The 23694-nt window shown below is 67.6% G+C and carries 29 protein-coding genes; 10 read left to right on the top strand and 19 right to left on the bottom strand.

From position 1 onward, the window contains the following. Nucleotides 1-19 precede the first annotated feature (19 nt). Nucleotides 20-403 carry a hypothetical protein gene (locus C0J29_RS12040; protein WP_082977756.1) on the top strand — a complete coding sequence of 128 codons (384 nt, stop codon included), beginning with the start codon at nucleotides 20-22 and terminating at the stop codon, nucleotides 401-403. Nucleotide 404: 1 nt separating this feature from the next. Here the strand turns inward: C0J29_RS12040 and C0J29_RS12035 are convergent, their stop codons facing one another. The 9 genes from C0J29_RS12035 to C0J29_RS11995 all read right to left on the bottom strand — a co-directional run bounded on the left by C0J29_RS12035 (nucleotide 405) and on the right by C0J29_RS11995 (nucleotide 9056). Next, complete coding sequence (locus tag C0J29_RS12035) at nucleotides 405-1427, bottom strand: NUDIX hydrolase (RefSeq protein ID WP_065042837.1); 1023 nt, start codon at nucleotides 1425-1427, stop codon at nucleotides 405-407. Continuing rightward, nucleotides 1427-2563, bottom strand: a complete 1137-nt coding sequence (locus tag C0J29_RS12030; protein ID WP_120792460.1) for a glycosyltransferase family 4 protein — start codon at nucleotides 2561-2563, stop codon at nucleotides 1427-1429. The genes C0J29_RS12035 and C0J29_RS12030 overlap by 1 nt, the downstream gene beginning before the upstream one ends. Further along, on the bottom strand, nucleotides 2563-3513 hold the full coding sequence (locus tag C0J29_RS12025) for a phosphatidylinositol mannoside acyltransferase (protein WP_120792459.1): 951 nt from the start codon (nucleotides 3511-3513) through the stop codon (nucleotides 2563-2565). The genes C0J29_RS12030 and C0J29_RS12025 overlap by 1 nt, the downstream gene beginning before the upstream one ends. Further along, nucleotides 3510-4187, bottom strand: a complete 678-nt coding sequence (pgsA, locus tag C0J29_RS12020; protein WP_120792458.1) for a phosphatidylinositol phosphate synthase — start codon at nucleotides 4185-4187, stop codon at nucleotides 3510-3512. The genes C0J29_RS12025 and pgsA overlap by 4 nt, the downstream gene beginning before the upstream one ends. A gap of 7 nt (nucleotides 4188-4194) precedes the next feature. Continuing rightward, a complete protein-coding gene (locus C0J29_RS12015) occupies nucleotides 4195-4761 on the bottom strand; it encodes an ATP adenylyltransferase (RefSeq protein ID WP_120792457.1) in 567 nt (188 codons plus the stop codon). Beyond that, on the bottom strand, nucleotides 4748-6820 hold the full coding sequence (thrS, locus tag C0J29_RS12010; RefSeq protein ID WP_120792456.1) for a threonine--tRNA ligase: 2073 nt from the start codon (nucleotides 6818-6820) through the stop codon (nucleotides 4748-4750). The genes C0J29_RS12015 and thrS overlap by 14 nt, the downstream gene beginning before the upstream one ends. Nucleotides 6821-6885: 65 nt before the next feature. Beyond that, complete coding sequence (locus tag C0J29_RS12005; protein ID WP_120792455.1) at nucleotides 6886-7509, bottom strand: PaaI family thioesterase; 624 nt, start codon at nucleotides 7507-7509, stop codon at nucleotides 6886-6888. A gap of 103 nt (nucleotides 7510-7612) precedes the next feature. After that, nucleotides 7613-8476, bottom strand: a complete 864-nt coding sequence (locus C0J29_RS12000; protein WP_162951444.1) for an aldo/keto reductase — start codon at nucleotides 8474-8476, stop codon at nucleotides 7613-7615. Between the two features lie 37 nt (nucleotides 8477-8513). Then, the gene (locus C0J29_RS11995; protein WP_120792453.1) at nucleotides 8514-9056 is read right to left on the bottom strand and encodes a TetR/AcrR family transcriptional regulator; all 543 of its coding nucleotides are present in this window, start codon (nucleotides 9054-9056) and stop codon (nucleotides 8514-8516) included. A gap of 57 nt (nucleotides 9057-9113) precedes the next feature. On the opposite strand from C0J29_RS11995, the gene C0J29_RS11990 reads away from it, so the two are divergent. After that, nucleotides 9114-9617, top strand: coding sequence for a DUF1990 domain-containing protein (locus C0J29_RS11990; RefSeq protein WP_120792452.1), 504 nt, complete (start codon nucleotides 9114-9116; stop codon nucleotides 9615-9617). Between the two features lie 131 nt (nucleotides 9618-9748). Here the strand turns inward: C0J29_RS11990 and C0J29_RS11985 are convergent, their stop codons facing one another. The 4 genes from C0J29_RS11985 to C0J29_RS11970 are packed head-to-tail and all read right to left on the bottom strand — an operon-like array spanning nucleotide 9749 to nucleotide 12113. After that, complete coding sequence (locus C0J29_RS11985; protein ID WP_120792451.1) at nucleotides 9749-10666, bottom strand: NAD(P)H-dependent flavin oxidoreductase; 918 nt, start codon at nucleotides 10664-10666, stop codon at nucleotides 9749-9751. Between the two features lie 2 nt (nucleotides 10667-10668). Next, nucleotides 10669-11016: a cupin domain-containing protein gene (locus tag C0J29_RS11980; protein ID WP_120794691.1), complete on the bottom strand. Its 348-nt coding sequence runs from the start codon at nucleotides 11014-11016 to the stop codon at nucleotides 10669-10671. A 12-nt stretch (nucleotides 11017-11028) separates the two neighbouring features. Further along, nucleotides 11029-11454 (bottom strand): hypothetical protein, encoded by a 426-nt coding sequence (locus C0J29_RS11975; protein ID WP_120792450.1) that lies wholly within the window; start codon nucleotides 11452-11454, stop codon nucleotides 11029-11031. After that, nucleotides 11451-12113 (bottom strand): helix-turn-helix transcriptional regulator, encoded by a 663-nt coding sequence (locus C0J29_RS11970; RefSeq protein WP_120792449.1) that lies wholly within the window; start codon nucleotides 12111-12113, stop codon nucleotides 11451-11453. Before C0J29_RS11970 ends, C0J29_RS11975 begins: the two co-directional genes overlap by 4 nt. Nucleotides 12114-12251: 138 nt before the next feature. Here C0J29_RS11970 and C0J29_RS11965 point away from each other — a divergent pair, with 138 nt between their 5' ends. Further along, nucleotides 12252-13052 (top strand): class I SAM-dependent methyltransferase, encoded by an 801-nt coding sequence (locus C0J29_RS11965; protein ID WP_120792448.1) that lies wholly within the window; start codon nucleotides 12252-12254, stop codon nucleotides 13050-13052. Here the strand turns inward: C0J29_RS11965 and C0J29_RS11960 are convergent. The 3 genes from C0J29_RS11960 to pcaH are packed head-to-tail and all read right to left on the bottom strand — an operon-like array spanning nucleotide 13049 to nucleotide 15536. Next, nucleotides 13049-14266, bottom strand: a complete 1218-nt coding sequence (locus C0J29_RS11960; protein ID WP_120792447.1) for a lyase family protein — start codon at nucleotides 14264-14266, stop codon at nucleotides 13049-13051. The two genes, C0J29_RS11965 and C0J29_RS11960, sit on opposite strands and share 4 nt — an antisense overlap. Continuing rightward, nucleotides 14263-14832 (bottom strand): protocatechuate 3,4-dioxygenase subunit alpha, encoded by a 570-nt coding sequence (gene pcaG / locus C0J29_RS11955; RefSeq protein ID WP_120792446.1) that lies wholly within the window; start codon nucleotides 14830-14832, stop codon nucleotides 14263-14265. The genes C0J29_RS11960 and pcaG overlap by 4 nt, the downstream gene beginning before the upstream one ends. Beyond that, the gene (gene pcaH, locus C0J29_RS11950) at nucleotides 14829-15536 is read right to left on the bottom strand and encodes a protocatechuate 3,4-dioxygenase subunit beta (protein WP_120794690.1); all 708 of its coding nucleotides are present in this window, start codon (nucleotides 15534-15536) and stop codon (nucleotides 14829-14831) included. The genes pcaG and pcaH overlap by 4 nt, the downstream gene beginning before the upstream one ends. 199 nt (nucleotides 15537-15735) lie before the next feature. On the opposite strand from pcaH, the gene C0J29_RS11945 reads away from it, so the two are divergent. Further along, entirely contained in the window at nucleotides 15736-15984 is a 249-nt protein-coding gene (locus C0J29_RS11945) for a hypothetical protein (protein WP_120792445.1), read from the top strand. Here C0J29_RS11945 and C0J29_RS11940 read toward each other — a convergent pair. Continuing rightward, on the bottom strand, nucleotides 15981-16466 hold the full coding sequence (locus C0J29_RS11940; RefSeq protein WP_120792444.1) for a hemerythrin domain-containing protein: 486 nt from the start codon (nucleotides 16464-16466) through the stop codon (nucleotides 15981-15983). The two genes, C0J29_RS11945 and C0J29_RS11940, sit on opposite strands and share 4 nt — an antisense overlap. Beyond that, nucleotides 16463-17362, bottom strand: a complete 900-nt coding sequence (locus tag C0J29_RS11935; protein ID WP_120792443.1) for a Rieske (2Fe-2S) protein — start codon at nucleotides 17360-17362, stop codon at nucleotides 16463-16465. Before C0J29_RS11935 ends, C0J29_RS11940 begins: the two co-directional genes overlap by 4 nt. 235 nt (nucleotides 17363-17597) lie before the next feature. Here C0J29_RS11935 and C0J29_RS11930 point away from each other — a divergent pair, with 235 nt between their 5' ends. The 6 genes from C0J29_RS11930 (at nucleotide 17598) to phtC (ending at nucleotide 22586) form a co-directional block, all read left to right on the top strand. Next, nucleotides 17598-18806: an IS110 family RNA-guided transposase gene (locus C0J29_RS11930; RefSeq protein WP_172834827.1), complete on the top strand. Its 1209-nt coding sequence runs from the start codon at nucleotides 17598-17600 to the stop codon at nucleotides 18804-18806. A 218-nt stretch (nucleotides 18807-19024) separates the two neighbouring features. Then, on the top strand, nucleotides 19025-20308 hold the full coding sequence (locus tag C0J29_RS11925) for a Rieske 2Fe-2S domain-containing protein (protein ID WP_120792442.1): 1284 nt from the start codon (nucleotides 19025-19027) through the stop codon (nucleotides 20306-20308). Then, nucleotides 20305-20838 (top strand): 3-phenylpropionate/cinnamic acid dioxygenase subunit beta, encoded by a 534-nt coding sequence (locus tag C0J29_RS11920; RefSeq protein WP_120792441.1) that lies wholly within the window; start codon nucleotides 20305-20307, stop codon nucleotides 20836-20838. The genes C0J29_RS11925 and C0J29_RS11920 overlap by 4 nt, the downstream gene beginning before the upstream one ends. Beyond that, nucleotides 20835-21086 carry a dihydrodiol dehydrogenase gene (locus C0J29_RS11915; protein ID WP_065045585.1) on the top strand — a complete coding sequence of 84 codons (252 nt, stop codon included), beginning with the start codon at nucleotides 20835-20837 and terminating at the stop codon, nucleotides 21084-21086. Before C0J29_RS11920 ends, C0J29_RS11915 begins: the two co-directional genes overlap by 4 nt. Then, on the top strand, nucleotides 21070-21864 hold the full coding sequence (gene hcaB, locus C0J29_RS11910; protein WP_120792440.1) for a 3-(cis-5,6-dihydroxycyclohexa-1,3-dien-1-yl)propanoate dehydrogenase: 795 nt from the start codon (nucleotides 21070-21072) through the stop codon (nucleotides 21862-21864). The genes C0J29_RS11915 and hcaB overlap by 17 nt, the downstream gene beginning before the upstream one ends. After that, nucleotides 21861-22586: a 3,4-dihydroxyphthalate decarboxylase gene (phtC, locus tag C0J29_RS11905; protein WP_120792439.1), complete on the top strand. Its 726-nt coding sequence runs from the start codon at nucleotides 21861-21863 to the stop codon at nucleotides 22584-22586. Before hcaB ends, phtC begins: the two co-directional genes overlap by 4 nt. Here the strand turns inward: phtC and C0J29_RS11900 are convergent. Next, complete coding sequence (locus C0J29_RS11900) at nucleotides 22574-23338, bottom strand: IclR family transcriptional regulator (protein ID WP_120792438.1); 765 nt, start codon at nucleotides 23336-23338, stop codon at nucleotides 22574-22576. The genes phtC and C0J29_RS11900 overlap by 13 nt on opposite strands. Nucleotides 23339-23694: the final 356 nt, after the last annotated feature.

Raw genomic sequence — 23694 nt, 5'->3', positions numbered from 1 at the left:
ACCGGTGAAGGAGAGACGGATGACGTGGGTGAAAACACTGGCGGTAACCGCGCTCATCGGGCTGGGCGCGAGTGTGCCGGTACCGGCCTGGGCGACGCTCGCTCGTCAGGACGATCCCGATTCGGGTGTTCCGTCCGGCCCGGACGACCCGCGGTGCATCTCGATGCCCTTCGAACCCCAGTGCCAGGGCGGGCCCTATGCCGCGCCCAGCGCCCCGACATCGCCGTCTGATCCCACCTGCGCCACCATGCCCGCCGACCCGATTTGCGCCGGCGGTCCGTACGCCATTCCCACACCGCCACCCCCACCCGCGGCCCCGCCGGCGATTCCCGCGCCACCGGCGATCCCAGAACCGCCGGCGATCCCCGAACCGCCGACAGTTGGTATGCCCGGGAAGATTTGACTCAGCTGATCGACTGCGGCACAACGGCATCGCGCGGGGCGCAGTCCACCAGCTCGCCGGCCGCGGGCAGCAGCTCGCCGAGTTGCCGCGGGTAGACGATTTCGCCGGCGGCGGCCAGTTCGGCGATGTCGGCCGGCCCGCACCACCGAGCGCCGTGAATGTAGCTGCGTTCCAGCTCCGTGCGCCCGTCCAGTGCCGGCTCGAACCGCCGCGTGCGGTGCACGAGGTAGAACTCCTCGCTGTCGATCATCGAGCCGTTGAACTCGAAGACCTCGTCACGCCGCCAGACGGGTCCGACCAGCTCGGCGGGCGCCACCTGCAGGCCGGTTTCCTCGGCCAACTCCCGGGCCGCCGCTTCGGCCAGCCGCTCCCCGGGCCTGACCTCGCCACCAACGGTGAACCACCACCGCGGGGCATGGGCGATGGCGGGATCCGACCCGCACAGCAACAGCACCGCGCCGTCCTCGTCGAGCAGGACCACCCGCGCCGAGGTGCGGTGGTTGAGCTTATCGCCGGTGTGACGCTGCGCGTGCGGCCGCTCGGCGATCTCGAAATAGGTTGGCAGCGGCGCCCTTCCGCCGAGATGGAACAGCCGCACCATGCGCCGCTCGGCAAGCACCAGGGTGTCGCGCACCGCGTCGTTATGGAATCGGCGGGCCAGCAATACCCGTGCCTCGGCATCGGCCAACTCGGCCACCAGGGCCGCCGGCACCGACGCCGGGTCCACCAGCGCCAGCGCAGCCGACAGTTCGTTCTCGGCGGTCTCGCGCATGCCACGCGGCGCACGCTCGGCGGCGTCGGCCAGCGCCGCCAGCCGCTCCCCCTCCGGCGAGCCGCCATAGGCATCGATGGCGACCGCCCGCGCCACCACCGCACGCCGCGCCAGGGCGCTGTCCAACGCCTGCCAGGACAGGTCGTATCGGACGTTGAGCCGGTCCAGCCGGTTGGCCCGCTGATAGCCCCAGGCGCCGAACACCACCAGCAACACGAGCAGCAGGACGCCGACGACGATCAGCCACACCATCAGCTGGCCACCTGCACCTTGACGCCCGACCCGGCCACCGTCTCGTAGACCCGCATGATCTGGCTGGCCACCACCGACCAGTCGTAGCGGTGCACCGCCTCACTGCCGGCAGCGACATACCGATGCCGCAGCGCGTCGTCTTCGAGCACCGCGATCAGCGCTTCGGCCAGCGCTTCTCCGTCTTCGAAGCCGTCTTCGATGGGGACCAGCCTGCCGAGCTCGCCGTCCTGCAGGACCCGCCGGAACGCGTCCAGGTCGCTGGCCACCACGGCGGTGCCGGCGGCCATGGCCTCCACCAGAACGATGCCGAAGCTCTCGCCGCCGGTGTTGGGTGCGCAGTACACGTCGGCGCTGCGCATCGCCGACGCCTTGCCCGCGTCGTCAACCTGCCCGAGAAACACCAGGTGGTCGCCGAAATTTGTTGCCTGAGAACGCAATTCGTGCTCGTCGCCGCGGCCCACGATGAGCAGCTGCACGTCGGGAAAGCGCTGCACCACGGCGGGCATGGCGGCCAGCAGCGTCGCCATGCCCTTGCGTGGCTCGTCGTAGCGCCCCAGGAACAGCACCGTCCTGCCCGGCCGCGGATATCCGTCCAGCAGTGGCGCCGTGGCGAAGGAGCCGACGTCGACGCCGTTGGGAATCTCCACGGCATCGGAGCCCACCGACTCCATCTGCCAGCGTCGCGCCAGGTCGGACACCGCGATCCGGCCGACGATCTTCTCGAACCTGGGCCGCAGCATGCCGCCCAGGACCGACATCGCCATCGACTTCGTGGTCGAGGTGTGGAACGTCGCCACGATGGGGCCTTCGGCGATGTCCAGGGCCAGCAGCGACAGGCTGGGTGCACCCGGCTCATGCAGGTGCAGCACGTCGAAATCGCCTTCAGCGAGCCACTTTTTCACTTTGCGGTAGGTGACCGGGCCGAACCGCAGCCGGGCCACCGATCCGTTGTAGGGGATCGGAACGGCCTTGCCGGCGGAGACGACGTAGTCGGGCAGTGGGGTCTCCGGGGACATCGGCGCCAGCACGCTGACCTGGTGTCCGCGCTCGATCATCACCTCGGCCAGCTGCAACACGTGCGACTGCACCCCGCCGGGCACGTCGAACGAGTAGGGGCAGACCATCCCGATCCGCATCAGCCGTCCTTCAACCAGGCCTGCCGGTCGTCCGACAGATCCGCCAGCCACTGCGGTTGCAGCATGTGCCAGTCTGCGGGATGGGCAGCGATATTGCGCGCGAACTCATCGGCGAGGGCCTGCGTGATGGCGCCGACGTCGCCGCTGCTGCAGTCCAGCGGCGTCTGCATGTTGCATTCCCAGCCGTCGCCGGAAAACCAGCAGTGCGAGGGCAGCAAAGCCGCGCCCGTCGCGATCGCCAGCTTGGCCGGCCCGGCGGGCATCCGGGTGGGTTCGCCGAAGAAATCGACTTCGACGCCGGTCCGGGTGAGGTCGCGCTCGGCCATCAGGGCCACGATCTGGTTGTCCCGCAGCCGGTCGCACAGCACCTCGAACGGGGGTCGGTCACCGCCGGAGTGCGGAATGACCTCGAAGCCGAGGGTCTCGCGGTAGTCGATGAAGCGTTGGTACAGCGATTCCGGTTTGAGGCGCTCGGCGACGGTGGCGAAGGTGCTATATGTGTGCGCGAGCCACACACCGTTCATGTCCCAGTTGCCGCTGTGCGGCAGCGCCAGCACCACCCCGCGGCCGGCCGCCAACCCCGCGTTGAGGTTGTCCTGGCCGTGGGTTCCGCTGTCGAGCTGGCGGGTCAGCTCGTGCAGATCCATGGTCGGCAACCGGAAGGCTTCTCGCCAGTACCGGGCATAGGACGCGAGCGAGGCGCGCATCAGTGAGTCCGGTACCCGGGCCGGCGTCACCCCGATGACCCGGGCCAGGTTCTTGCGCAGCTGTTCGGGCCCGCCGTTGCGTGCGGCGTAGCGGGCACCGGCCTCAAATGCGTTGCGCGCCGCGAACTCCGGCAGCACCCGCACGGCACGCCAACCGGTGGCGTACGCCCAGTCGGTGGCCTTGCCGGTCAACAGGTCACGGGGCCGGCCGGGCAGTTTCAGACCTACGGATGGCGGTATCACTGCTCGTTCTTTCCTGGGATCTCGTTCTTTCCTGGGATCTCGTTATTTCCCGGGATGGGAATACGGTCGACGGCCCCGGGCGAGGTGCGTACCGCATACAACCGCTGCCCGCAGGTGATGACGCTCAGCACAGCCAGCAGCCACATGCCGATCGGGAGCGCCGGCGGCCAGGCCATCGAGATCCCAGCCCCGCTCAGCACGATGATCAGCCGCTCCGGGCGTTCGATGAAACCGCCGTCACCACGCAGCCCGCTGGCTTCGGCCCGGGCCTTGATGTAAGAGATCACCTGGGAGGTGACCAGGCAGATCAGCGTCGCCGCGGTCAGCAGTTTGTCGTGCATGTGAAAGGCGATCCACCACGCCAGTCCGCAGAACACCGCGCCGTCGCTGATGCGGTCACAGGTTGCGTCCAGCACCGCGCCGAATCTGGTGCCGCCGCCGCGCTGGCGTGCCATCGACCCGTCGGCCATGTCGAAGAGCGTGAAGAACCAGATCACGCACCCACCGATGAACAGCTTGCCCATCGGAAACAGCGTCAGCGCGCCGGCCATCGAGCCGACGGTGCCGATCACGGTGACGATGTCCGGCGTCAGACCGACCTTGAGCGCGGCCCTGGCCACCGGGTCGGTGGCCCGGGCGAAGAACGCGCGGGACAGGAACGGGAGCTTGCTCATGAGTGCCTCATGACTGCCGGGCCCACTCGTCGGCGAGCAGCCGGCGCGTCTCGCGCAGCAGCTGCGGTATCACCTTGGAGCCGCCGACGATGGTGATGAAGTTCGCGTCACCGCCCCACCGCGGGACGACATGCACGTGCAGGTGCTCGGCCAGCGAGCCGCCCGCCGAAGTGCCGAGGTTCATGCCGACGTTGAAGCCGTGCGGATGGGACACCTTCTTGATCACCCGGATCGCCTTTTGGGTGAAGGCCATCACCTCGGCGCTCTCGGATTCGGTGAGGTCCTCGAGCTCAGACACACGCCGGTAGGGCACCACCATCAGGTGGCCGGGGTTGTACGGGTAGAGGTTCAGTACGGCGTAGACGAGTTCGCCGCGGGCCACCACCAAGCCTTCTTCGTCGGACATCTGTGGGATGTCGGTGAACGGCTCGCCGCGGCTGGCGTCATCCCGGGTCGCGGGCGACTCGGCGAGGTAGTTCATCCGGTACGGCGTCCACAACCGCTGCAGATGGTCCCGCTGGCCGACGCCGCGGTCGTGGATCGTGTCGTCAGCACCGGGGTCACTCACGGCCAACCTCCCGGCCGGTCTCCGGGACTTCCATCAGTTCGGCTGTGGGAGCGGCATTTTCGCGGCGGGCGATCCAGTCGAAGATGGCCGCTACCGCGGTGTCGCGCGGCACCCCGTTGATCTGGGTGCGGTCACCGAACCGGAAACTCACCGCGCCCGCCTGTACGTCGCGGTCGCCGGCCAGCAGCATGAACGGCACCTTGAGATTGGTGTGGTTCACGATCTTCTTGGCCATCCGGTCGTCGCTGGTGTCCACCTCCACCCGCACACCGTGCAATTTCAATTGCGCCGCAACGTCTTCCAAGTAGGCAATGTGCTCGTCCGCCACCGGTATGCCGACCGCCTGCACCGGCGCCAGCCAGGCCGGGAACGCGCCGGCGTAGTGCTCGGTCAGGATGCCGAAGAACCGCTCGATCGACCCGAAAAGCGCCCGGTGGATCAACACCGGACGCTGCCGCGTCCCATCGGAGGCGGTGTACTCCAGCTCGAAGCGGTCCGGCATGTTGAAGTCGACCTGCAGCGTCGACATCTGCCAGCTGCGGCCCAGCGCGTCCTTGACCTGAACGGAGATCTTGGGCCCGTAGAACGCCGCGCCGCCGGGGTCGGGCACCAGTTCCAGACCGGAGGCCTCGCCGACCTCGCGCAGGATCTCGGTGGCCTCCTCCCACACCTCGTCGGAGCCGACGTACTTGTCGGGGTCCTTGGTGGAGAGCTCCAGGTAGTAGTCGTTCAGGCCGTAGTCGGCCAGCAGGTCGAGCACGAAGCGCAGCACCGACGTCAGCTCGTCGCGCATCTGGTCGAGCGTGCAGTAGATGTGCGCGTCGTCCTGCGTCATCCCCCGCACCCGGGTCAGACCGTGGATGACGCCGGATTTCTCATACCGGTAGACGCTGCCGAACTCGAAGAGCCGCAACGGGAGTTCGCGATACGAGCGGCCGCGCGACCGGTAGATCAGGTGATGCATCGGGCAGTTCATCGGCTTGAGGTAGTAATCCTGGCCGGGTTTGCGCACGGTGCCGTCCGGGTTGAACTCCGCGTCGAGGTGCATGGGCGGATACATCCCGTCGGCGTACCACTCCAGGTGTCCCGAGGTGATGTAGAGCTGTTCTTTGGTGATGTGTGGGGTGTTGACGAATTCGTAGCCGGCCCGTTCGTGCTTGCGCCGCGAATACTCCTCCAGCTCCCGACGGATGATTCCGCCCTTGGGGTGGAAAACCGCGAGGCCGGAACCGATTTCGTCGGGAAAGCTGAACAGGTCGAGCTCGACGCCCAGCTTGCGGTGGTCGCGGCGCTGCGCCTCGGCGATCAGCTCGAGGTGGCGGTCGAGCGCCTCCTGCGACTCCCACGCCGTGCCGTAGATGCGCTGCAGGCTCGCGTTGTTCTGGTCTCCCCGCCAGTACGCGGCCGAACTTCGGGTCAGCTTGAACGCCGGGATGTGCTTGGTGGTGGGGATGTGCGGCCCGCGGCACAGATCGCCCCACACTCGTTCGCGGGTGCGCGGATTGAGGTTGTCGTAGGCGGTGAGCTCGTCACCACCCACTTCCATAACATCCGGGTCACCCGATTTGTCGTCGACGAGCTCCAGCTTGAAAGGCTCGTTGGCCAGCTCCTCGCGCGCCTCGTCCTTGGACTCGAAGACCCGCCGGTCGAACAGCTGACCTTCCTTGACGATCTGACGCATCCGCTTTTCCAGCTTGTCCAGATCTTCGGGCGTGAACGGTTCGGTCACGTCGAAGTCGTAGTAGAAGCCGTCGGTGATGGGCGGGCCGATGCCGAGCTTGGCGTGCGGGAACAGGTCCTGCACGGCCTGGGCCAGCACGTGTGCCGCCGAGTGGCGAATCACGCTGCGACCGTCGTCGGTGTTGGCCGCCACCGGGGTGACCTCGACGTCGGCGTCCGGCACCCAGCTGAGGTCACGCAGCTTTCCGTCCGCGTCCCGGACGACCACGACCGCGTCGGGTGAACCGCGCCTGGGCAGCCCGGCCTCGCCGACGGCAGCCGCCGCGGTGGTCCCGGCAGGAACCCGGATCGGGGCTGCTGGGAGGGGCTGTGCGGCGGCGGTCATCGGGTTTGTCTCCCATGCTCAGTCGGTTAGCAAGCGATCGGGGACCATGCTATCGGGGCGCCGTCTCAGGGCTGCCCCGGCTTGAGCCGCACGAACAGTGCGTCGGCTTCGGTCAGCAGGGTGTCCCCGTCTCTCAACCGGCCCGACACGAAGATTTTGCGTCCGTCCTCGCTGTCGACCCCGGCGTCGAATTGCAGCTCTTTTTCGATCGGCACGATGTTGCGGTAGTCGATCTTGAGGTACGCGGTGCGCTGACGGCTGCTGCCCGTCAGCACCGAAGCGGTCAGGCCGAGCACCGTGTCGAAGAGCATCCCGAGCGAACCGCCGTGCACGGCTCCGTTGCGGCCGAGGTGGAAGCGGGCGAACCGGGCCCAGCCCTCGACCCGGCCATCGTCGGTCTTGCGCGCGCTCATCGGAATGGTCAGCACGTTCCCGCGCATCGGCAGGTCCATCCGGCGACCCGACGGCGACTGCCATTCGTCGGCGTCGAAGGGCGTCAGCAGTGCGGACAATTCCTCGAGTCGGTTGGCGGCTTCGGTGATCACTTCATCGGGCGCATCGACGGCTCGGGCGTGATCCTGCAGCCGGCGCACCCCCTCGATGAATCGGTGGTAGTCCGGGCCGCCCTTGTCGGTCGGCTCGGGCGGGTTGAATCCCCCGCCGGGGTGAGGAACCCGGTCGTGTGTCACCAGGACACCGTATTAGAGCGCCGTCCCGCGTTCCGAATGCGCTGAACCGGTTTGGCCGGAAGACCCCGCCGATGCCGCCCAGGCGCGGGTCAGCGATGACCAATCAACTGCTCTGCTCGGCACCGGCCGCCGACAGGGCCTCGAATTCCTGATCGGTGAGGCTGATCTGGGCAGCGGCGACATTCTCTTCGAGATGGGACACGCGCGAGGTGCCCGGGATCGGCAGCATCACCGGCGACCGTTTGAGCAACCAGGCCAAGGCCAGCTGCGACGGCGTCGCGTCGTGCGCGGCGGCGATCTTCTGCAGGGGCCCGTCCGGTGCCGCCAGCGGGCCCGATGCCAGCGGGAACCACGGAATGAAACCGATGCCCTGGGTGGTCGCAACATCCAGCAACGGCTCGGCCTTGCGGGACGTCAGGTTGTACATGTTCTGCACCGACACGATCGGCGCGATCTCCCGCGCTGCGTTGAGCTGGTCGACGTCGATCTCCGACAGGCCGATATGGCGGATCTTGCCTTCACCCTGCAACGTGACCAACTCGCCCAGTTGGTCGGCCAGCGGGAAGTTCGGGTCGATGCGATGCAACTGGTACAAGTCGATCGTCTCGACGCCGAGACGCCGCAGGCTCATCTCGCACTCCTGGCGCAGATAGCTCGGATTGCCAAGGGGGATCCAGACATTCGGCCCGGTGCGCAGCAGCCCGGCCTTGGTGGCGATCACCAGACCGGCATACGGGTGCAAGGCCTCGCGGATGAGCTCCTCGGAGACATACGGCCCGTAGGAATCCGCGGTGTCGATGAAATTCACGCCCAGCTCGACCGCGCGCCGCAGCACCCGCACACACTCGTCGCGGTCAGCGGGTGGACCCCACACGCCGTCACCGGTCAGGCGCATCGCACCGAAGCCGAGCCGATTGACGGTCAGGTCGCTACCCAGTGTGAATTTGTCCGATACTTGTGCAGCCACCTCTACGACCGTACGCGCGTTCGCCTTCGAGATCTGCTCAGCCGAACATCGGAGCGACGAAGCGGCGCACGATCGCCTCCTCCGCACCCTCGATCTCGGTGACGGGCCAGTACAGCAGGCCCAGCACCACCCGCACCATCCACAGCGCCGCCAACGGGTCGTCATCGGGCAGGCCGGCGATGGTGGCCGCCGCCGCGGGAATCCGCGGAGAACCGATCAGTGTCTGCTCGACGAGCCGGGCCGTCGCCGTCGACGAACCCACCGCCGCGAATATCGGATGGGCACGAACGACCTTGAGAGACATCAGGATTGCGGCGACCATCCGCTCGTCATCGGGCACGGACCGGACCGACTCCGCAACCGTCTCGGCGACCTGGGCCGTGGCGCGGGTCAGGAGCGCGTCGCGGATGGCCTCGAGGCCGCCGACGTGACGGTAAACCGTTGCCCGCGAACACCCGACATTGCGGGCGATGACATCGATGCTGAGCCGATCGAAACCGCGCGACTCGACCAGTGCGGCCGCCGCGTCATAGATTCGCTCCCGCGCGTTGTGATGCCGATCGCCGGTCAGCCAATCCACGCGACCGATCCTACGACCGAAGACCGCTGCTGACCGCGGGCGTGGCAAGCTGGCCAGGTGGACCTGCACGCGCTCGCCCAGCAACAACTGACCTATCAGGAAGTGGGCGCGACCGCCGCTGATCAACTCCCGCCGGGGTATGACCACATGAGCGTGTCCGCCCAGATCGGCACCGGGAGAGACCGCTTCGAACAGGCGGCCAAGTCCCTCATGCACTGGGGCATGCAACGCGGCGCCGGGCTGCGAGTGACCGCCAGCACCGAAACCGTCGCCGTCTCGTCCGTCGTTGTCGTCACGATGCTGGGCGTGCTGCGTGCGCCGTGCCGGGTGGTGTACGTGATCGAGGAACCGAACGTCCGCGGCTTCGCCTACGGCACGCTGCCGGGCCATCCGGAATCCGGCGAGGAACGCTTCGCCGTCCGCTACGACCCGAGCACCGACGCGGTGTATGCCGAGGTCTCCGCGTTCTCGCGGCCCGCCACCTTGCTGAGCAAAATGGGCGGGCCGTTCGTGACGGTGGCTCAACGGGTCATCGCCAAGAGGTATCTGCGCGGCGTCTGAGTCGCCGCGTCAGCCGCGCCCGATACTCCCGGCGTGCTGTTGTGTCGTACTCACGAATCTTCGAGGGTGAGCACCGTCGTGCCGGCGCGTGCACTTGGTGCTGGGTTGCGCCGGCGTGACGGGTGGCGTGGTCAGCGCGCCCACCGCGACAGCAACTCCGCCGCGCCCGAACACATCGCCTCGATGACCTCACCCACGGTGGCGTCGTCGCGAACCATGCCGACGCCCTGCCCCGCGTCGACCGGTGCCGACTGCGCGGCACACGCGTCCGGGTCGCCGGCAAGTGCCTCCTCGCGGCCGGTCCAGCGCGCGGCGAAATCATCGGTCAACACCCGTGACGGAAAACGTTCCGGCCACGGCAGCCCGGCGGCGACGTCGAAGACCCGGGTGACCTGCGTGTCGGTCCCGGCCGCCGCGATCAGGGCCGCACGGCCCGGCCCACCGGTCAGCGCCTCCGGGCAGGCCGCCAACCGGGTGCCCACCCACGCCCCGGCGGCGCCGGCGGCCAGTACCGCGGCCAGACTGCGGGGTGAGGCGATCCCGCCGCCGGCCAGCACCGGCAGCGACACGACATCCAGCACCGCATCCAGCAACGGCAGCGTCGCGAGCCGCACCTCGCCGTGGCCGCCGCCTTCGGCTCCGCGCGCCACCAGGACGTCGACGCCCGCGTCCGCCGCCCGGCGGGCGTCGTCCGCATCGTAAACCTGTGTAGCGGTGGGTATTCCGGCATCCCGCGCGGCAGCGACCCAGGACAGGTCGGTGCCGAAGCTGACCGACAGCAGCGCCGGGCGAGCGGCAACCGCGTCATCCAGGAGCCCGCTCTGGCTGCGCATCACCCAGTCCACCAGTCCGATCCCGAACCGCCCGTGCACCTGACGCAGTTCGGCCGCCAGTGACGACCGGGTGGCGGTGCTGCCCATCCCAACCATCCCCAGCCCGCCGGCCGCGGTCACCGCCGTCGCCAACCGACCTCCCGCGACCCCGCCCATGGGTGCGTTGACGATCGGTACCCGCAAGCCGAAGTCTTGCGACCAGGGCGTGGCGAGCACGGTCAGTGCGAAGCGCCGGGTTGAGACTTCAGTACGGTCAGCATCACCACCGAGTCCTGCACGGCGAGCAGGGCGTGTCGCACCTGCGGGATGGCCAGATAGTCACCGGCCTTGCCCTCCCACGCGTCGTCGCCGGCGGTCAGCCGCACGTGACCCTCCAGCACCTGCAAGGTGGCCTCACCGGGGCTGTCGTGTTCGGCCAGCTCGTGTTCGGCCAGCAGGGCCAGCACGGTCTGCCGCAGCTCGTGGGTATGGCCGCCGTGGATGGTGTGGGCGGCGCGGCCGCTGTGCGACTGACGCGCCTCAGCCAGCTTCTCGGCCGCCAGGTCGTTCAGCGAGATGGATTCCATGGCCATCACCTTTCAGTTGTTCAATAGCAGTATCCCCGCCACGAGCAACGCCACCACCTTGACCACCTCGAAACCGACGTAGGCGTAGTGGGCGCGGGAGCGCGGCGCATCCAACCCGGCAAGTACCTGGTCGGAACGCCGCGTCAGGCGGGGCCGCACCGCGATCAGCTGGACGGCCAGCGCGACAGCGGCGACCGAAAACGCCACAATGATCCGCGGCGGAGTGGGACCGGCGATCACCAACGCTCCGACGACCAGGGCGAACGCGACCTCCACCGTGTTGAGCGCGCGGAAAACCAACCGGCCGATGCTCAGGCCGATCTGCAGAGTCACGTTCGGCGCCCGGAACTTCAGCGGCGCTTCCAGGAACGAGATGGCCAGCACCATGCCGAGCCAGACGAAGGTCACGGCCACTTCCGTGGCGCGTCCAGCGTTCACCTCTCCACGCCCGCCGGCGCCAGGTGGGCCAGGCAGAGATCCGGTTCGGCGAAGGCTTCCAGGCGCTCGACGGTCACCGGTGCCGCCCATGTCTCGAGGGCACCGCGCATCAGCCCGAGGTGGATGGGGCAGATGACGCTCGATTGCCGTTCGGCGAGTTCGAGGAACGGGCAATGCCGTAGCCCGAGTTGTTGTTCGCCACCGGCGGCTCGTAGCTCGGGCTCGAAGCCCAGGTCATCGAGCACGTCGATCAGGTGAGCGACGGACTGCTCGGCGTCCGGCTCGGACGCGGGTGATCCGAGCCGCTCGCCCCAGGCCCGGCCCGCGGCCACCGCCCGGGAAGCCGAATCCGGCTCGGAGGCAAGGCCGATGGCGAGGATCTCGGCCAACAGCCGGTACTGCCGGGTTCCTTCGCGATCCATTTGCGGCACCGCGCGGAACATCAGCGCCGGGCGGCCGGGGCCGCGGCGAGTCGGCTGCACGTGTTCCACCCGGCCTTCACCGACGAGGGTGTCCAGATGAAAGCGGACGGTGTTGGGATGCACGCTCAGCTTTTTCGCGATCGCGACGATGCTCAAAGGCGTGCGGGAAGCGCGCAGGATCCGCAGCACCGCGCGGCGGCGACCGGTCGATTCCTGTTCTGTATCAGGATCTGCCATGGCGAGTCACTCACCCTTTCCCAAGCGCGTGCGGCGTGGACTAGCGAGTTTACACAATACAGATTGTACAAATCCCGTACCCGGGGTCAATCGCCGGACCGGGCTGCGCTACCTTACAGTGCAGCAACACACACCACTATGACTTCCAACAAAGAGCCCCTCCCCCTGTCCGGCCGAGACGACGCGCACGTCCCGGGGCACTGGCTGCTGGCCCGGTTGGGCAAGCGGGTACTCCGCCCGGGGGGCGTCGAGCTCACCCGCACCCTGCTGGCCCGCGCCGAGGTGGCCAACGCCGACGTGCTCGAGCTGGCTCCGGGGTTGGGCCGGACCGCGGCGGAGATCATCGCCCGCGGCCCCCGCTCCTATGTCGGCGCGGAGGCCGACCCGGATGCGGCCAACCGGGTACGCGGCGTCCTGGCAGGCCACGGCGAGGTGAAGGTCACCGACGCAGCCGACACCGGCTTGCCCGACGCCAGTGCCGACGTGGTCGTCGGCGAGGCGATGCTGACGATGCAGGGCGATGCGGCCAAGCACGCCATCGTCGCCGAGGCCGCCCGGGTCCTGCGGCCGCGAGGACGCTATGCGATCCACGAGCTTGCCCTCACCCCCGACGATCTACCGGAAGAAGTCACCACCGACGTCCGGCAGTCACTGGCCCGCGCAATCAAGGTCAACGCGCGTCCGTTGACGGTGGCGGAGTGGTCGGAGTTGTTGGGTGGCCACGGGTTGGTGGTGCGGCATGTCGCGACGGCACCGATGGCGCTGCTGGCGCCGCGGCGGGTGATAGCCGACGAAGGACTCTGGGGCGCTATCAAATTCGCCAAGAATGTGCTCAGTCATCCTGACGCCCGCCGGCGGGTGCTGGCGATGCGGGGCACGTTCCGCAGGCACCGCGAGCGGTTGGCCGCGGTGGCCATCGTGGCGCAGAAGCCCGGCTAGTTGTCGACGGCGCGGCGGGCCCCACGCAAGCTCTCGTCGATCAACCGGTCGATCGCGCCGAAGTAGGTCGGCGACGGCTCCCTCCCGGTCAGTTCGGCGATGGCCCGCTGCTCGCCGAGAAGATCTTCGGCACTGAGGTTTTCGGCCATGCGTCCGGCGTGTACCTGCAAGCCGGCCAGCAGTTCGCCGCACTGCGAACCCGCCACCAGGGTCCGTCGGGCCAGGGTGCGCAAGGTATCCCATTCGACATGCCAGGCACCGTCGGGCCGCTCATCGTTGGCCAGCGCGGCCGCCTGGTGCAAAGTGGCCGCCAGCGGCGGCGCCGCCAGCGCGGCCCGCCGGATCAAGATGGACAACACGGGATTTCGCTTGTGCGTCATCGACGACGATCCCCCGCGACCCGCGCCGGCAGGTTCGCCGAGTTCGCCGATTTCCGGACGCGCCAGGGTGACGATGTCCGAGGCAATGTGGCCCCAGCTGTCCGTGCAAGCCACCAGCGCATCGGCGGCCACCGTGACCGGCCCCCGTGCGGTATGCCAGGGCACGCGGTAGTCGAGTCCCAAAGTCGTTGCGGCAGTGCGTACGACGCGTTCAGCGAGCTCGGCCGGATCGGCGGCGCCGCTACCCGATCGGGCCAATTCCACCGTGGCTGCCCATGTTCCGACGGCCCCGCCGAACTGAGCCGGGGTGCGCAGCGCCACCAGCCGGTCATGGGCGTCGAGAACCCCGTTGAGCCAGCCGGCCGCCTTGGCGCCGAACGAGGTGGGCGCGGCATGCTGGGTCAGCGTGCGGGCGACCATGGGCGTGCCCCGATGCGCGTCGGCGAGTGCCGACAGGGTGTCGATCTGCGTTGCCAGTTGGTCGTCGAGTTGGGCGATGACGCCTCGTAGAGCCACCATCAGGGCGGTGTCGATCACGTCCTGGCTGGTCAGTCCCCGGTGTATCCACGGACTCAGCGCCTGCCCCGCCCGCTGGCGCAGCAGGGCCACCAGGCCGATCACCGGGTTGCCGCCGTCCTCGGCTCCGCAAGCCAGGCGCGCGCAGTCCTGCTCCTCCACCAGGGGCCGCAGGTCCACCTCCGCGGCCGGCGCCAGGCCTGCGGCCATCAGCGCACCCAGCCATGCAGACTCCACCGCCACCATGGCCTGCAACAGCGCCGGGTCGGTCATGTGTTCGCCGGCGCGTTCCTCACCGGGCCACAGCAAGTTCGTCACGACCGACCGTCACGGTAGGTCAGGAACACCGTCTCGTCGGGCCCCTGCAGGTGCACATCGAAACGGTATCTGGTTCGGCCCGAATCGGTTTCGGCATGGCAGCGCATGGTCGCCCGGCGCCGGGGTTCGAGGGCGGTCAACTCCGGTACGCCGTCCAGGTCGGTGTCCGGCAGGTAGGCGCGGGTGAACAGCCGATCCAGCAAGCCCCGCGCGAAGATGGCGACGGCGAAATGTCGCGGCCGCGCGGTGCTCGTGGGACCCGGGGCCACGGTGGTGAACGAGTAGTGCCCGTCCGCGTCGGTCGCGGCCCGGCCCCAGCCGGTGAAAGTCCACCCGTCGCGCCGCAGCGAGCCCGGCGCCCGCGAAATTCGGCCGGCGGTGTCGGGCTGCCAGATTTCCACCAGTGCGTCGGGCACCCCGGCTCCGGCGCCGTCGTAGACGGTGCCGTGCAGTTCGACGGCGCCGGGAAACTCGTCGCAGACCAGTTCGCGGTCGCGTGCGTAGGGCAGCCCGATGCCGAAGAACGGCCCGACGGTCTGTCCTGGGGTACAGGCTGCTTCAGTCATCGGTACCGGCTCAACACGTGATCGCTCAAGACGATGTCCCACCGGTAGCCGGTCGCGTACTCCGGTTCGGTGACGTCGTGGTCATAGCGCGCCACCAGGCGTTCCCGTGCCGTCGGGTCGAGAACCGATTGGAAGATCGGATCGAGGCCGAACAGTGGGTCGTTGGGAAAATACATCTGGGTGACCAGGCGTTGGGTGAACGCGGTCCCGAAAACCGAGAAATGGATGTGCGCGGGACGCCAGGCGTTGCTGTGGTTACGCCAGGGATAGGGGCCGGGCTTGATGGTCGTGAAGCGATAGGAACCGTCGGGCCCGGTGAGGCACCGGCCGGCACCGGTGAAATTCGGGTCCAGCGGGGCCGGGTGTTGGTCGAGTTGATGCCGGTAGCGGCCGGCGGCGTTGGCCTGCCAGATTTCCAGCAGCTGTCCGGCGACGGGCCGGCCGGACTGGTCGCGCACGCGCCCAGTCACGATGATGCGCTCCCCGATCGGTTCACCCGGGTACCCGGCGGTCAGGTCGGCATCGAGCGGATCGACGTCCTGGTGGCCGAAACAGGGTGCCGAGCGTTCGATCTCGTCGGGATCCACGGCCAGTAGTGGGTTGTCCGGGTGCCGCAGGATGCTGCTGCGATAGGGCGGATAGTCCAGGCGTGGCCCGGCTTCCGTTACGCCGGCTCGCGAGTAACCGGCCGCGGCGGCGGCCATCTCTGCCGAGATGTCGCCTTGCGACGCGACGGGCGGGGGTGCGGCCTTCACAAGGCGGAGGCTACTCGCTGCCACCCGCTGCGTCCGCGATGCCTGCGGGGCGCGCCCGCGCCGACCGATACCCTTGGCGCCATGTCGAGCGACTACGTCTACGACCAGGGCTTCGCCGAAGAACGCGCCCGGTTGCTACGGCCGCCGGGTGGTCGCCGATCTGGCCGCCGCCGGGCTGATCGATGTCCGCGGCGAAGGCCGGGCCAGGGTGATCGACTCCAGCACAACGGGTTTCGACTTCTTCCGATTGTCTTTCGAGAGCCTGCGGGCAGCCGTGGTCGAGGCTGGGCTGATCGCCAGTGCGGACGCCGACGCGGCAGCTGCCCGGTTCGCCGGCAACATCCGCGTATTCACGCCGATCATGATGGCCGCCATCGGCCGGCGGCCGGCCACCTAAATCGCCTTGAGCAGCGCCGCCTTACCGCGGGTGCGTAGCTTGTGCAGCGACGAACTGCGCAACTGGGCGATTCGCGCGGCCATCTTGTCGCCGAGTTCCTCGAGTTCGGCGTCAGTGATCTGCACGGGCGCCGGGGCGGGAATCATGTCGCGTTCTTCTTCGTCGGCATGCGCCTCAAGCACGGTCTTGAAGGTGTTCCACTCGTCCGGATAATTGGGCGAGCTCTGCGGGGTACGCAGCAGCACGCCCAACTGATCCACCACCTGCCGGTGCTCGGCATGGGCGATCGCAATGAGCTCACTGGCCGCCGCCAGCGCCGGGTAGTACAGGTCGTCCTCGATCCGGAAGTGGATGTCCAGCTCCAGCAGCATCCCGTCGAAAAGCTCATGACGTTCCTGGCTGTCCACCGGCGCCTCACTGACCTTGCGCCCCAACCCTTTCAGCACCACATGGTGATCCTTGAGCACTTCATAGGCGTTCAATTGGCTACCCCACGCACTTCCACGTTTCCTTCCATCAGTCGAGCTTCGTAGTGCGGCAGCGGGGCCGCCGACGGGCCACGCAGCACCGCGCCAGACTCCAGCGCGAATCGTGAACCATGCCAGGGACACACGATCCGGCCGCGGTCGACCCAGCCGTCGGCCATTGGCGCCGCCAGGTGTGGGCAGAATTCTCCGAAAGCCGCCACCTCCCCCGGATTGCTCTGGCAGACAACCAGTCCCACGCCTTCCACCTCGACGCGCACCGGTTTCCCGTTCAGCGCGCTGGCCGGCAGCACCGGCGTCCACTCGCGGGTGCGCAACCGGTCACCGGACTGGTCGACGCCGATGCCGGAATCGAACACCAACGCCCCGCCGAGGTAACTGCCGCCCAGGGTGATCGCGTAGCCCGCGGCCGCCAGCCCCGCTCCCCGGAGGTGGCGTCCGCGGTGACGGTCCCACCAGGACAGTCCGTAGAGGAGCGTCGCGAAAGAGTTCACCGCGCCGTGCACCAACCCGACACGCCGGTCTCGTTGGTGGGTGTGCTGCCAATCCGACACCCCGGTCACCGCCGACGCGACGCTGGCCACGATTCCGAGGGCGAGCGCATGCGACGCGATCTGAGCGGTGTTCTGCTCGTCGGCGGGGCGTCGTCCCGGCGCCAGGCTCAGCGCGTCCAACGCCACCGTCGTCCCGAGCGCGCCGCTGGCCAACGACGCCAACGGCGGATGCACGGGGTGTCCGAGCCAGACGCCGTTCAGCGCGTTCATCACCCGGTCGCGCATCCGGCCCAGAGCGTTGACCATCAAGGTCAGGATGTGCTCGAGACGGTAACTGGGCCGATCGAGCCACTCCTGCCGTTCGATCATGGCCAGCATCCGCGGCCCGATTTTTCGCATGTGGTCCTTACCTTTCTTGAAGGGTGGTCGTTGCCCTTAGCTCTAGGCTTCGAATTGCCCAGGGACGTCGGGTATGGCTTGCATGTGGTTGCTGTATTTGATGGCCGAGGAGGATTGGCCGCCCGTCGTCCCGCAACGACTCGACCGCTAATTGAGAGATGCGATTTGATCGCTGTGTAAGGACACGTCGGCGTGGTCGTCTGCTGGGTTGGTAGCGATGACAACGATCACGGAGGTGGCTGTGAGACAACAAGTCTGGGCCGGTGTTGACGCCGGTAAATCCGACCACCATTGCGTGGTCATAAACGTCGAAGGGATTCAGCTGCTGTCGCAACGCGTCGTTAACGACGAAACGGCGCTGCTGGATCTGATTGGAGCCGTGACGGCGCTGGCCGACGGCGGTGACATTACGTGGGCGATCGACCTCAACGCCGGCGGCGCCGCGTTGCTGATTACCTTGCTCATCGCCTCCGAGCAGCGGTTGCTCTACATTCCCGGCCGCACCGTCTACCACGCCTCGGCCGGCTATCGCGGCGACGGCAAAACCGACGCCAAAGACGCCGCCGTCATCGCCGACCAAGCCCGGATGCGCCGTGATCTGCAGCCGCTGCGGCCCGGCGATGACATCGCCGTCGAGCTGCGCATCCTTTCCAGCCGGCGCACCGATCTGGTCGCCGATCGAACCCGGGCGATCAACCGGCTGCGAGCCCAGCTGCTGGAATACTTCCCCGCTTTGGAGCGCGCCTTTGACTACAGCACCAGCAAGGCCGCACTGATCCTGCTGACCGGCTACCAGACCCCCGACGGGCTGCGCCGCGCAGGCCCTGCCCGGCTGACGGCCTGGCTTGCTAAACGCAAGGCGCGCAACGCCTCTGCCGTCGCAGCCAAAGCCATCGAGGCCGCCAACGCCCAGCACAGCATCGTGCCTGGTCAAAACCTCGCCGCCACCATGATCGCCCGGCTGGCCAAGGAGGTGATGGCCCTCGACACCGAGATTGGCGCGACTGAGACGATGATCGAGGACCGATTTCGCCGCCACCGCCACGCCGAGATCATCGTGAGCATGCCCGGCTTCGGCGTCGTGCTCGGCGCCGAATTCCTCGCCGCCACCGGAGGCGAATTGAGCGCCTTCGACTCCGTCGACCGCCTGGCCGGCGTGTCCGGGCTGGCACCAGTACCGCGCGATTCCGGGCGCATCAGCGGCAACCGCAAACGCCCCCGCCGCTACGACCGTCGCCTGCTGCGCGCCTGCTATCTGTCCGCCCAGATCGCCATCCGCACCGATACACCCTCGCGCAACTACTACGACCGCAAAAGATCCGAAGGCAAAACCCATACCCAAGCCGTCCTCGCCTTGGCCCGCCGACGCCTCAACGTCCTCTGGGCCATGCTGCGCGACCATCGGCCCTATCAACCCACCGCGCCTAACACTGCGGCGGCTTGACAACTTCATTGAGATTCCTCCCCTGACACGACGGCCCTGCAGGCCGCAGATGCCAGAATTCCCCCTCAGCGCCAGAGTTTGAATGTGAGCCGCCTGTGAGTTGCCGTTTGAACTGCTGTGGCCGCAGGGCAGAATGGTGTTCTGTAGAACAGAAACGCGGCCAGGCAGAAGGCGAGGTGCGGTTGACCGGGCAACTTTTCGAGCACGTGCGTCAGGGGATGATCCCCGCGCACATCTACAACGACGCCGATCTGTTCGCGCTGGAGAAGGAACGGCTGTTCAACCGGTCCTGGATGTTTGTGGCGCACGAGTCCGAGATCCCGCACGACGGTGACTATGTGGTGCGCCGCGTACTCGACGATTCGTTCATCATCGCCCGCGACTCGGACGGTCAGGTGCGGGCCCTTTTCAACATGTGCCTGCACCGCGGGATGCAGGTGTGCCGTGCCGAGATGGGCAACGCCTCCAATTTCCGCTGCCCCTACCACGGTTGGACATACCGCAACGACGGGCGCCTCACCGGCCTGCCGTTCCACCGTGACGCCTACGGTGGCGACGACGGCTTCGACAAGAGCCAAACACTGCTGCCCGCACCGAATTTGGACAGCTACAACGGACTGATCTTCATCAGTCTGGACCCGCACGCGCAGCCGTTACGCGAATTCCTTGGCGACTTCGCGTTCTATCTGGACTTCTACACCAAGCAGAGCAGCCACGGACTGCAAGTCAGGGGTCCGCAGCGATGGCGCATCAAGGCGAATTGGAAGATCGGCGCGGAGAACTTCTCCGGCGACATGTACCACACCCCGCACACGCACGCCTCGATCGTCGAGATCGGCCTGTTCCGTGAACCCAAGGCGCAGAAGCGCAAAGACGGAGCCACCTACTGGGCAGGGCACGGCGGCGGAACCACCTACAAGCTGCCGCCCGGCGACTTCGACGAACGGATGCGTTACGTGGGCTACCCGGACGAGATGATTGCCCGGATCAAATCGGTGTGGTCACCGGCGCAGCAGCAAGTGGTTGCGCAGGACGGCTTCATGTTCTCGGCCGCAACCTGTTTCCCGAACCTCAGCTTCGTGCACAACTGGCCCAAGCTTCCCGAGGGCGAGCAGGTACTGCCCTTCATCTCGATCCGGCAGTGGCAACCGATCAGCGAGAACGAAACCGAGGTCTGTTCGTGGTTCGCCGTCGACTCGGCCGCCCCGGAGCAGTTCAAGAAAGACTCGTACAAGGCGTATCTGATGTGCTTCGGATCGACGGGGATGTTCGAGCAGGACGACGTGGAGAACTGGGTGTCGCTGACCACCACCGCGGGCGGCTCGATGGCTCGGCGACTGCTGTTGAACAGCCGGATGGGATTGCTTTCAGACGACAGCCCGGTGATCGAGGCGCTGCCGCCGCAGTCATTCCACGGGCCGGGCCGGGCGCAGGTCGGCTACAACGAGTACAACCAGCGCGAATTGCTCAAACTGTGGGCCCGGCAACTGGAGTCGATGTGAGAAAAGCTCTGCCATTCAACGATATTCGGCATCAACAAGCCCACCAGTTCTTGGTCGACGAGGCGTATCTGCTGGACGCGCAGCAGTATGAGGCGTGGCTGGACACCATGACCGACGACATCCACTACGTCATGCCGGTCCGCGTCACCACCGCCCGCGGCGCCGGATTCGACACCTCGTTATTTCCCAAACCCGGCATGGACCACTTCGACGAGGACAAGTATTCGCTGACCCAGCGGATGGCCCGGATGGGCACAGAGCACGTGTGGGCCGAGGATCCCCCGTCGCGCCTGCGGCACTTCGTCACCAACGTGCGCACCTTCGAACAGGATCAGACGCACCTGCTCGTCGAATCGGCCGAATTGCTGTTCCGCAGCCGCGGCGATGTCAACGAGTCCGCCTTGTTGTCCTGCGGCCGCGAAGACCTGCTGCGCTGGAACGAGACCCAGGCTTGCTGGAAGTTGGCTCGCCGCAAGATCATTGCCGATGAATCGGTGTTGCGCATGCAGAACTTGGCGGTGTTCCTGTGAACCCGGCCGGCGAGCCCATCGCGTTGGCGAACGAATTCACCGAGGTCCTGGTCCAGCGGGTCGACACCCGCAACGGATCACGACTCCTGATCAGCTGCCCCCGAAGTGGTCGGTCGATCACCCTGGACGCCCTCGAGGTCGAGGCTCTCACCTGGCAGAACCCCCGTACGCTGGCGGCCATGGTCGGCAACTCACAGGCCCCGCTGCTGCCCGACGAGCCGGAAGATCACGATGACCGGCTGGCTTGACGGCAAACGGGCTCTGGTGGTCGGCGCCGGTTCGGGAATCGGACGGGCGGTGCTGGACGCGTTCCTGGCCGAGGGCGCCAAAGTCGCAGTGCTGGAACGGGATCCGGACAAATGCGCGCGCCTTGACGAGGAACTGCCCGGTGTCCCGGTCGTGCAGGGTGACGCCACCACCCGCGCCGACAACGAGCATGCCGTCACCGTCGCGCTAGACACCCATGGCGGCCTCGACACCCTGGTCAACTGCGTCGGGGTGTTCGACTTCTACCGCGGCATCGACGACATCGACGCCGAGGACCTGTCCCCCGCGTTCGACGAGATGTTCCGCACCAATGTGCTCAGCCACCTGCAGTCGGCCAAAGCCGCGCTGCCGGCGCTGCGCGACGGGACCGGACCATCGATCGTGCTGACGGAATCCACCTCGGCCTACTACCCGGGGCGCGGCGGCGTGCTGTACGTGCCCTCGAAGTTCGCCGTCCGCGGCCTGGTGACCGCGCTGGCGCACGACCTGGCCCCGCAGATCCGGGTCAACGGAGTGGCGCCGGGCGGGACCCTCAACACCGACCTGCGTGGTCTCGCCAGCCTCGGACTCGGCGACGTCCGGCTGGATGACTCCCCCGGCCGGGCCAGCGATCTGGCCGCCCGCACCCCGCTCAACGTCGCGCTGAGCGGCTCCGACCATGCCTGGAGCTACGTATTCCTGGCCTCGGATCGTTCTCGCGGCATCACCGGCGAGACGGTTCATCCCGACGGCGGATTCCGCTTGGGAGCGCCGAAATGAACTTGGCATCTCAGCGCGCCCTGGTGGCCCAGGGTTGTCGCGTCGCGGCGTCCCGCGGCTTGGTCGACGGCATGCTTGGACATCTGAGCTTGCGTATCGACGACGGCCACCTGCTGATCCGTTGTCGCAGCGACACCGACACCGGGGTGGCCTTCACCCGGCCCAGCGACATCCGCCTCATCACCCTCGACGGAAAAGCGGGCGCCCCAGGCGAACTCGACGGCTACCGGGTGCCCAACGAGCTGCCGATCCACGTCGAAACGATGCGCGCCGACGCCGGGCACCGAGCCGTCGCCCACGTGCATCCACCGGCCGTCGTCGCCGCCGATCTGGCCGGCATCGCGATCCGGCCCGTCTACGGAGCCTTCGACATTCCCGGCGCGCGGCTGGCTCGTGGCGGCGTGCCGGTCTACCCACGCGCGGTGCTGATTCGGAATACGCAGCTGGCCAAGGAAATGGTGGCCGCCATGGGCGGCAGGCCGCTAGTGATCCTGCGCGGTCACGGCATCACCAGCGCCGCCGGCAGCATCGAACAGTCTGTGCTGCAGGCGATCAGCATCGATGAGCTGGCCCGCATGTCATTGCGGGTGCGCGCCGCCGGCGGCACCTTGAGGGATATCGAAGACGCCGACTGGGATCACCTGCCGGACCTGGGGTCTGGCTTCAACACAGAGTCGGCCTGGCGGCACGAGGTCGCCCGTCTGGACGGTCAGCCCAGCTGATCGCCGATCTCTTTGGCCGCCTCGGTCAGTGCGGCCGCGACCGGAGCGTACTTCGAGGCGGGCAGCCGTTGCTGCGGAGCGGCGGCGTTCAGCGCAAGCCGCAATCCCGGTGCGCGGATAGGGATCTGGACCGCAATCGAGGCCACGCCCTCCTCACTCTCCTCGCGGTTGGTGGCGTAGCCCTGCCGGCGGATACGGGTCAGCTCGGTCTCGAGGCGGGACCGGCTGTCGATCGAGCGCTCGGTGATGCTTTCCAATGTCTCGCGCGGGAACAGTTGTCGCAGTTCCCCTTCCGGCAACCCAGCCAGTAATACCTTGCCGGTCGAGGTGCAGTGCGCCGGCATGGTGCGCCCCAACCGGGAGGCGACCCGAACGGCTTTGGGTCCTTCGATCGCGGCGACGAAGCGGACATTGGTGGCGTCGAGCATCCCCACGTGAATCGACTCGCCGAGGCGCTCGCTGAGACCGCGCATGATCGGCATGGCGGTGCGCGGGATGTCGATGCGGCCGAAGATCGCGAAGGCCACGCTGGTGAGGGCCGGGCCCGGGAGGTACGCCTTGGAATCCGGATCCTGGCGGACGAAGCCGCCATAGGTCAGCATCGCCAGCAGCCGGTGCGCGGTCGACGACGCGACGCCCAGGTACTTGGTGGCCTCACTCAACCGGATCTGGGGCTGCTCACCGAGCAGAAGTAGCAATTTCAGCGCGTTGTCGACCGACTCGATCGGATACTGCGGCACCTCGTTCGGCACTTCGCGAGCCTAGCTCGCCGCCGGCGGCAATCTCCAAGAGAACGGCCCGGCGCCGCGACAGGGCGCTGCGGAAAACCAGCACGCGTGTCCTGCCGACGACGGTTTCGGTGAAAACGCACCTACGGCGTCCTGATTCTCGATACGGTTGCCCAGCGTCGCGTTGCAGAGTGGTCGGGGAATCAAGACTGGTTGGCAACGCGACGCCCCCCTTTTCTCACGCGTGTCACGCCCCTTTTCTCCGCGCGTGCCATGGCCCCTTTTCTCGCGCGTGTCATGGCCTCGTTGTTGCGCCCCCGCCGTCTACCGGCTCCCCCGACCTGCCGCGAATCCATGGACTCCGATATTTACCCAACCTT

It is taken from the genome of Mycobacterium paragordonae (assembly GCF_003614435.1).
Taxonomy (GTDB): domain Bacteria; phylum Actinomycetota; class Actinomycetes; order Mycobacteriales; family Mycobacteriaceae; genus Mycobacterium; species Mycobacterium paragordonae.
Note: the sequence above shows the minus strand (reverse complement) of the source record. Positions and strands in the feature narration are given on the sequence as shown.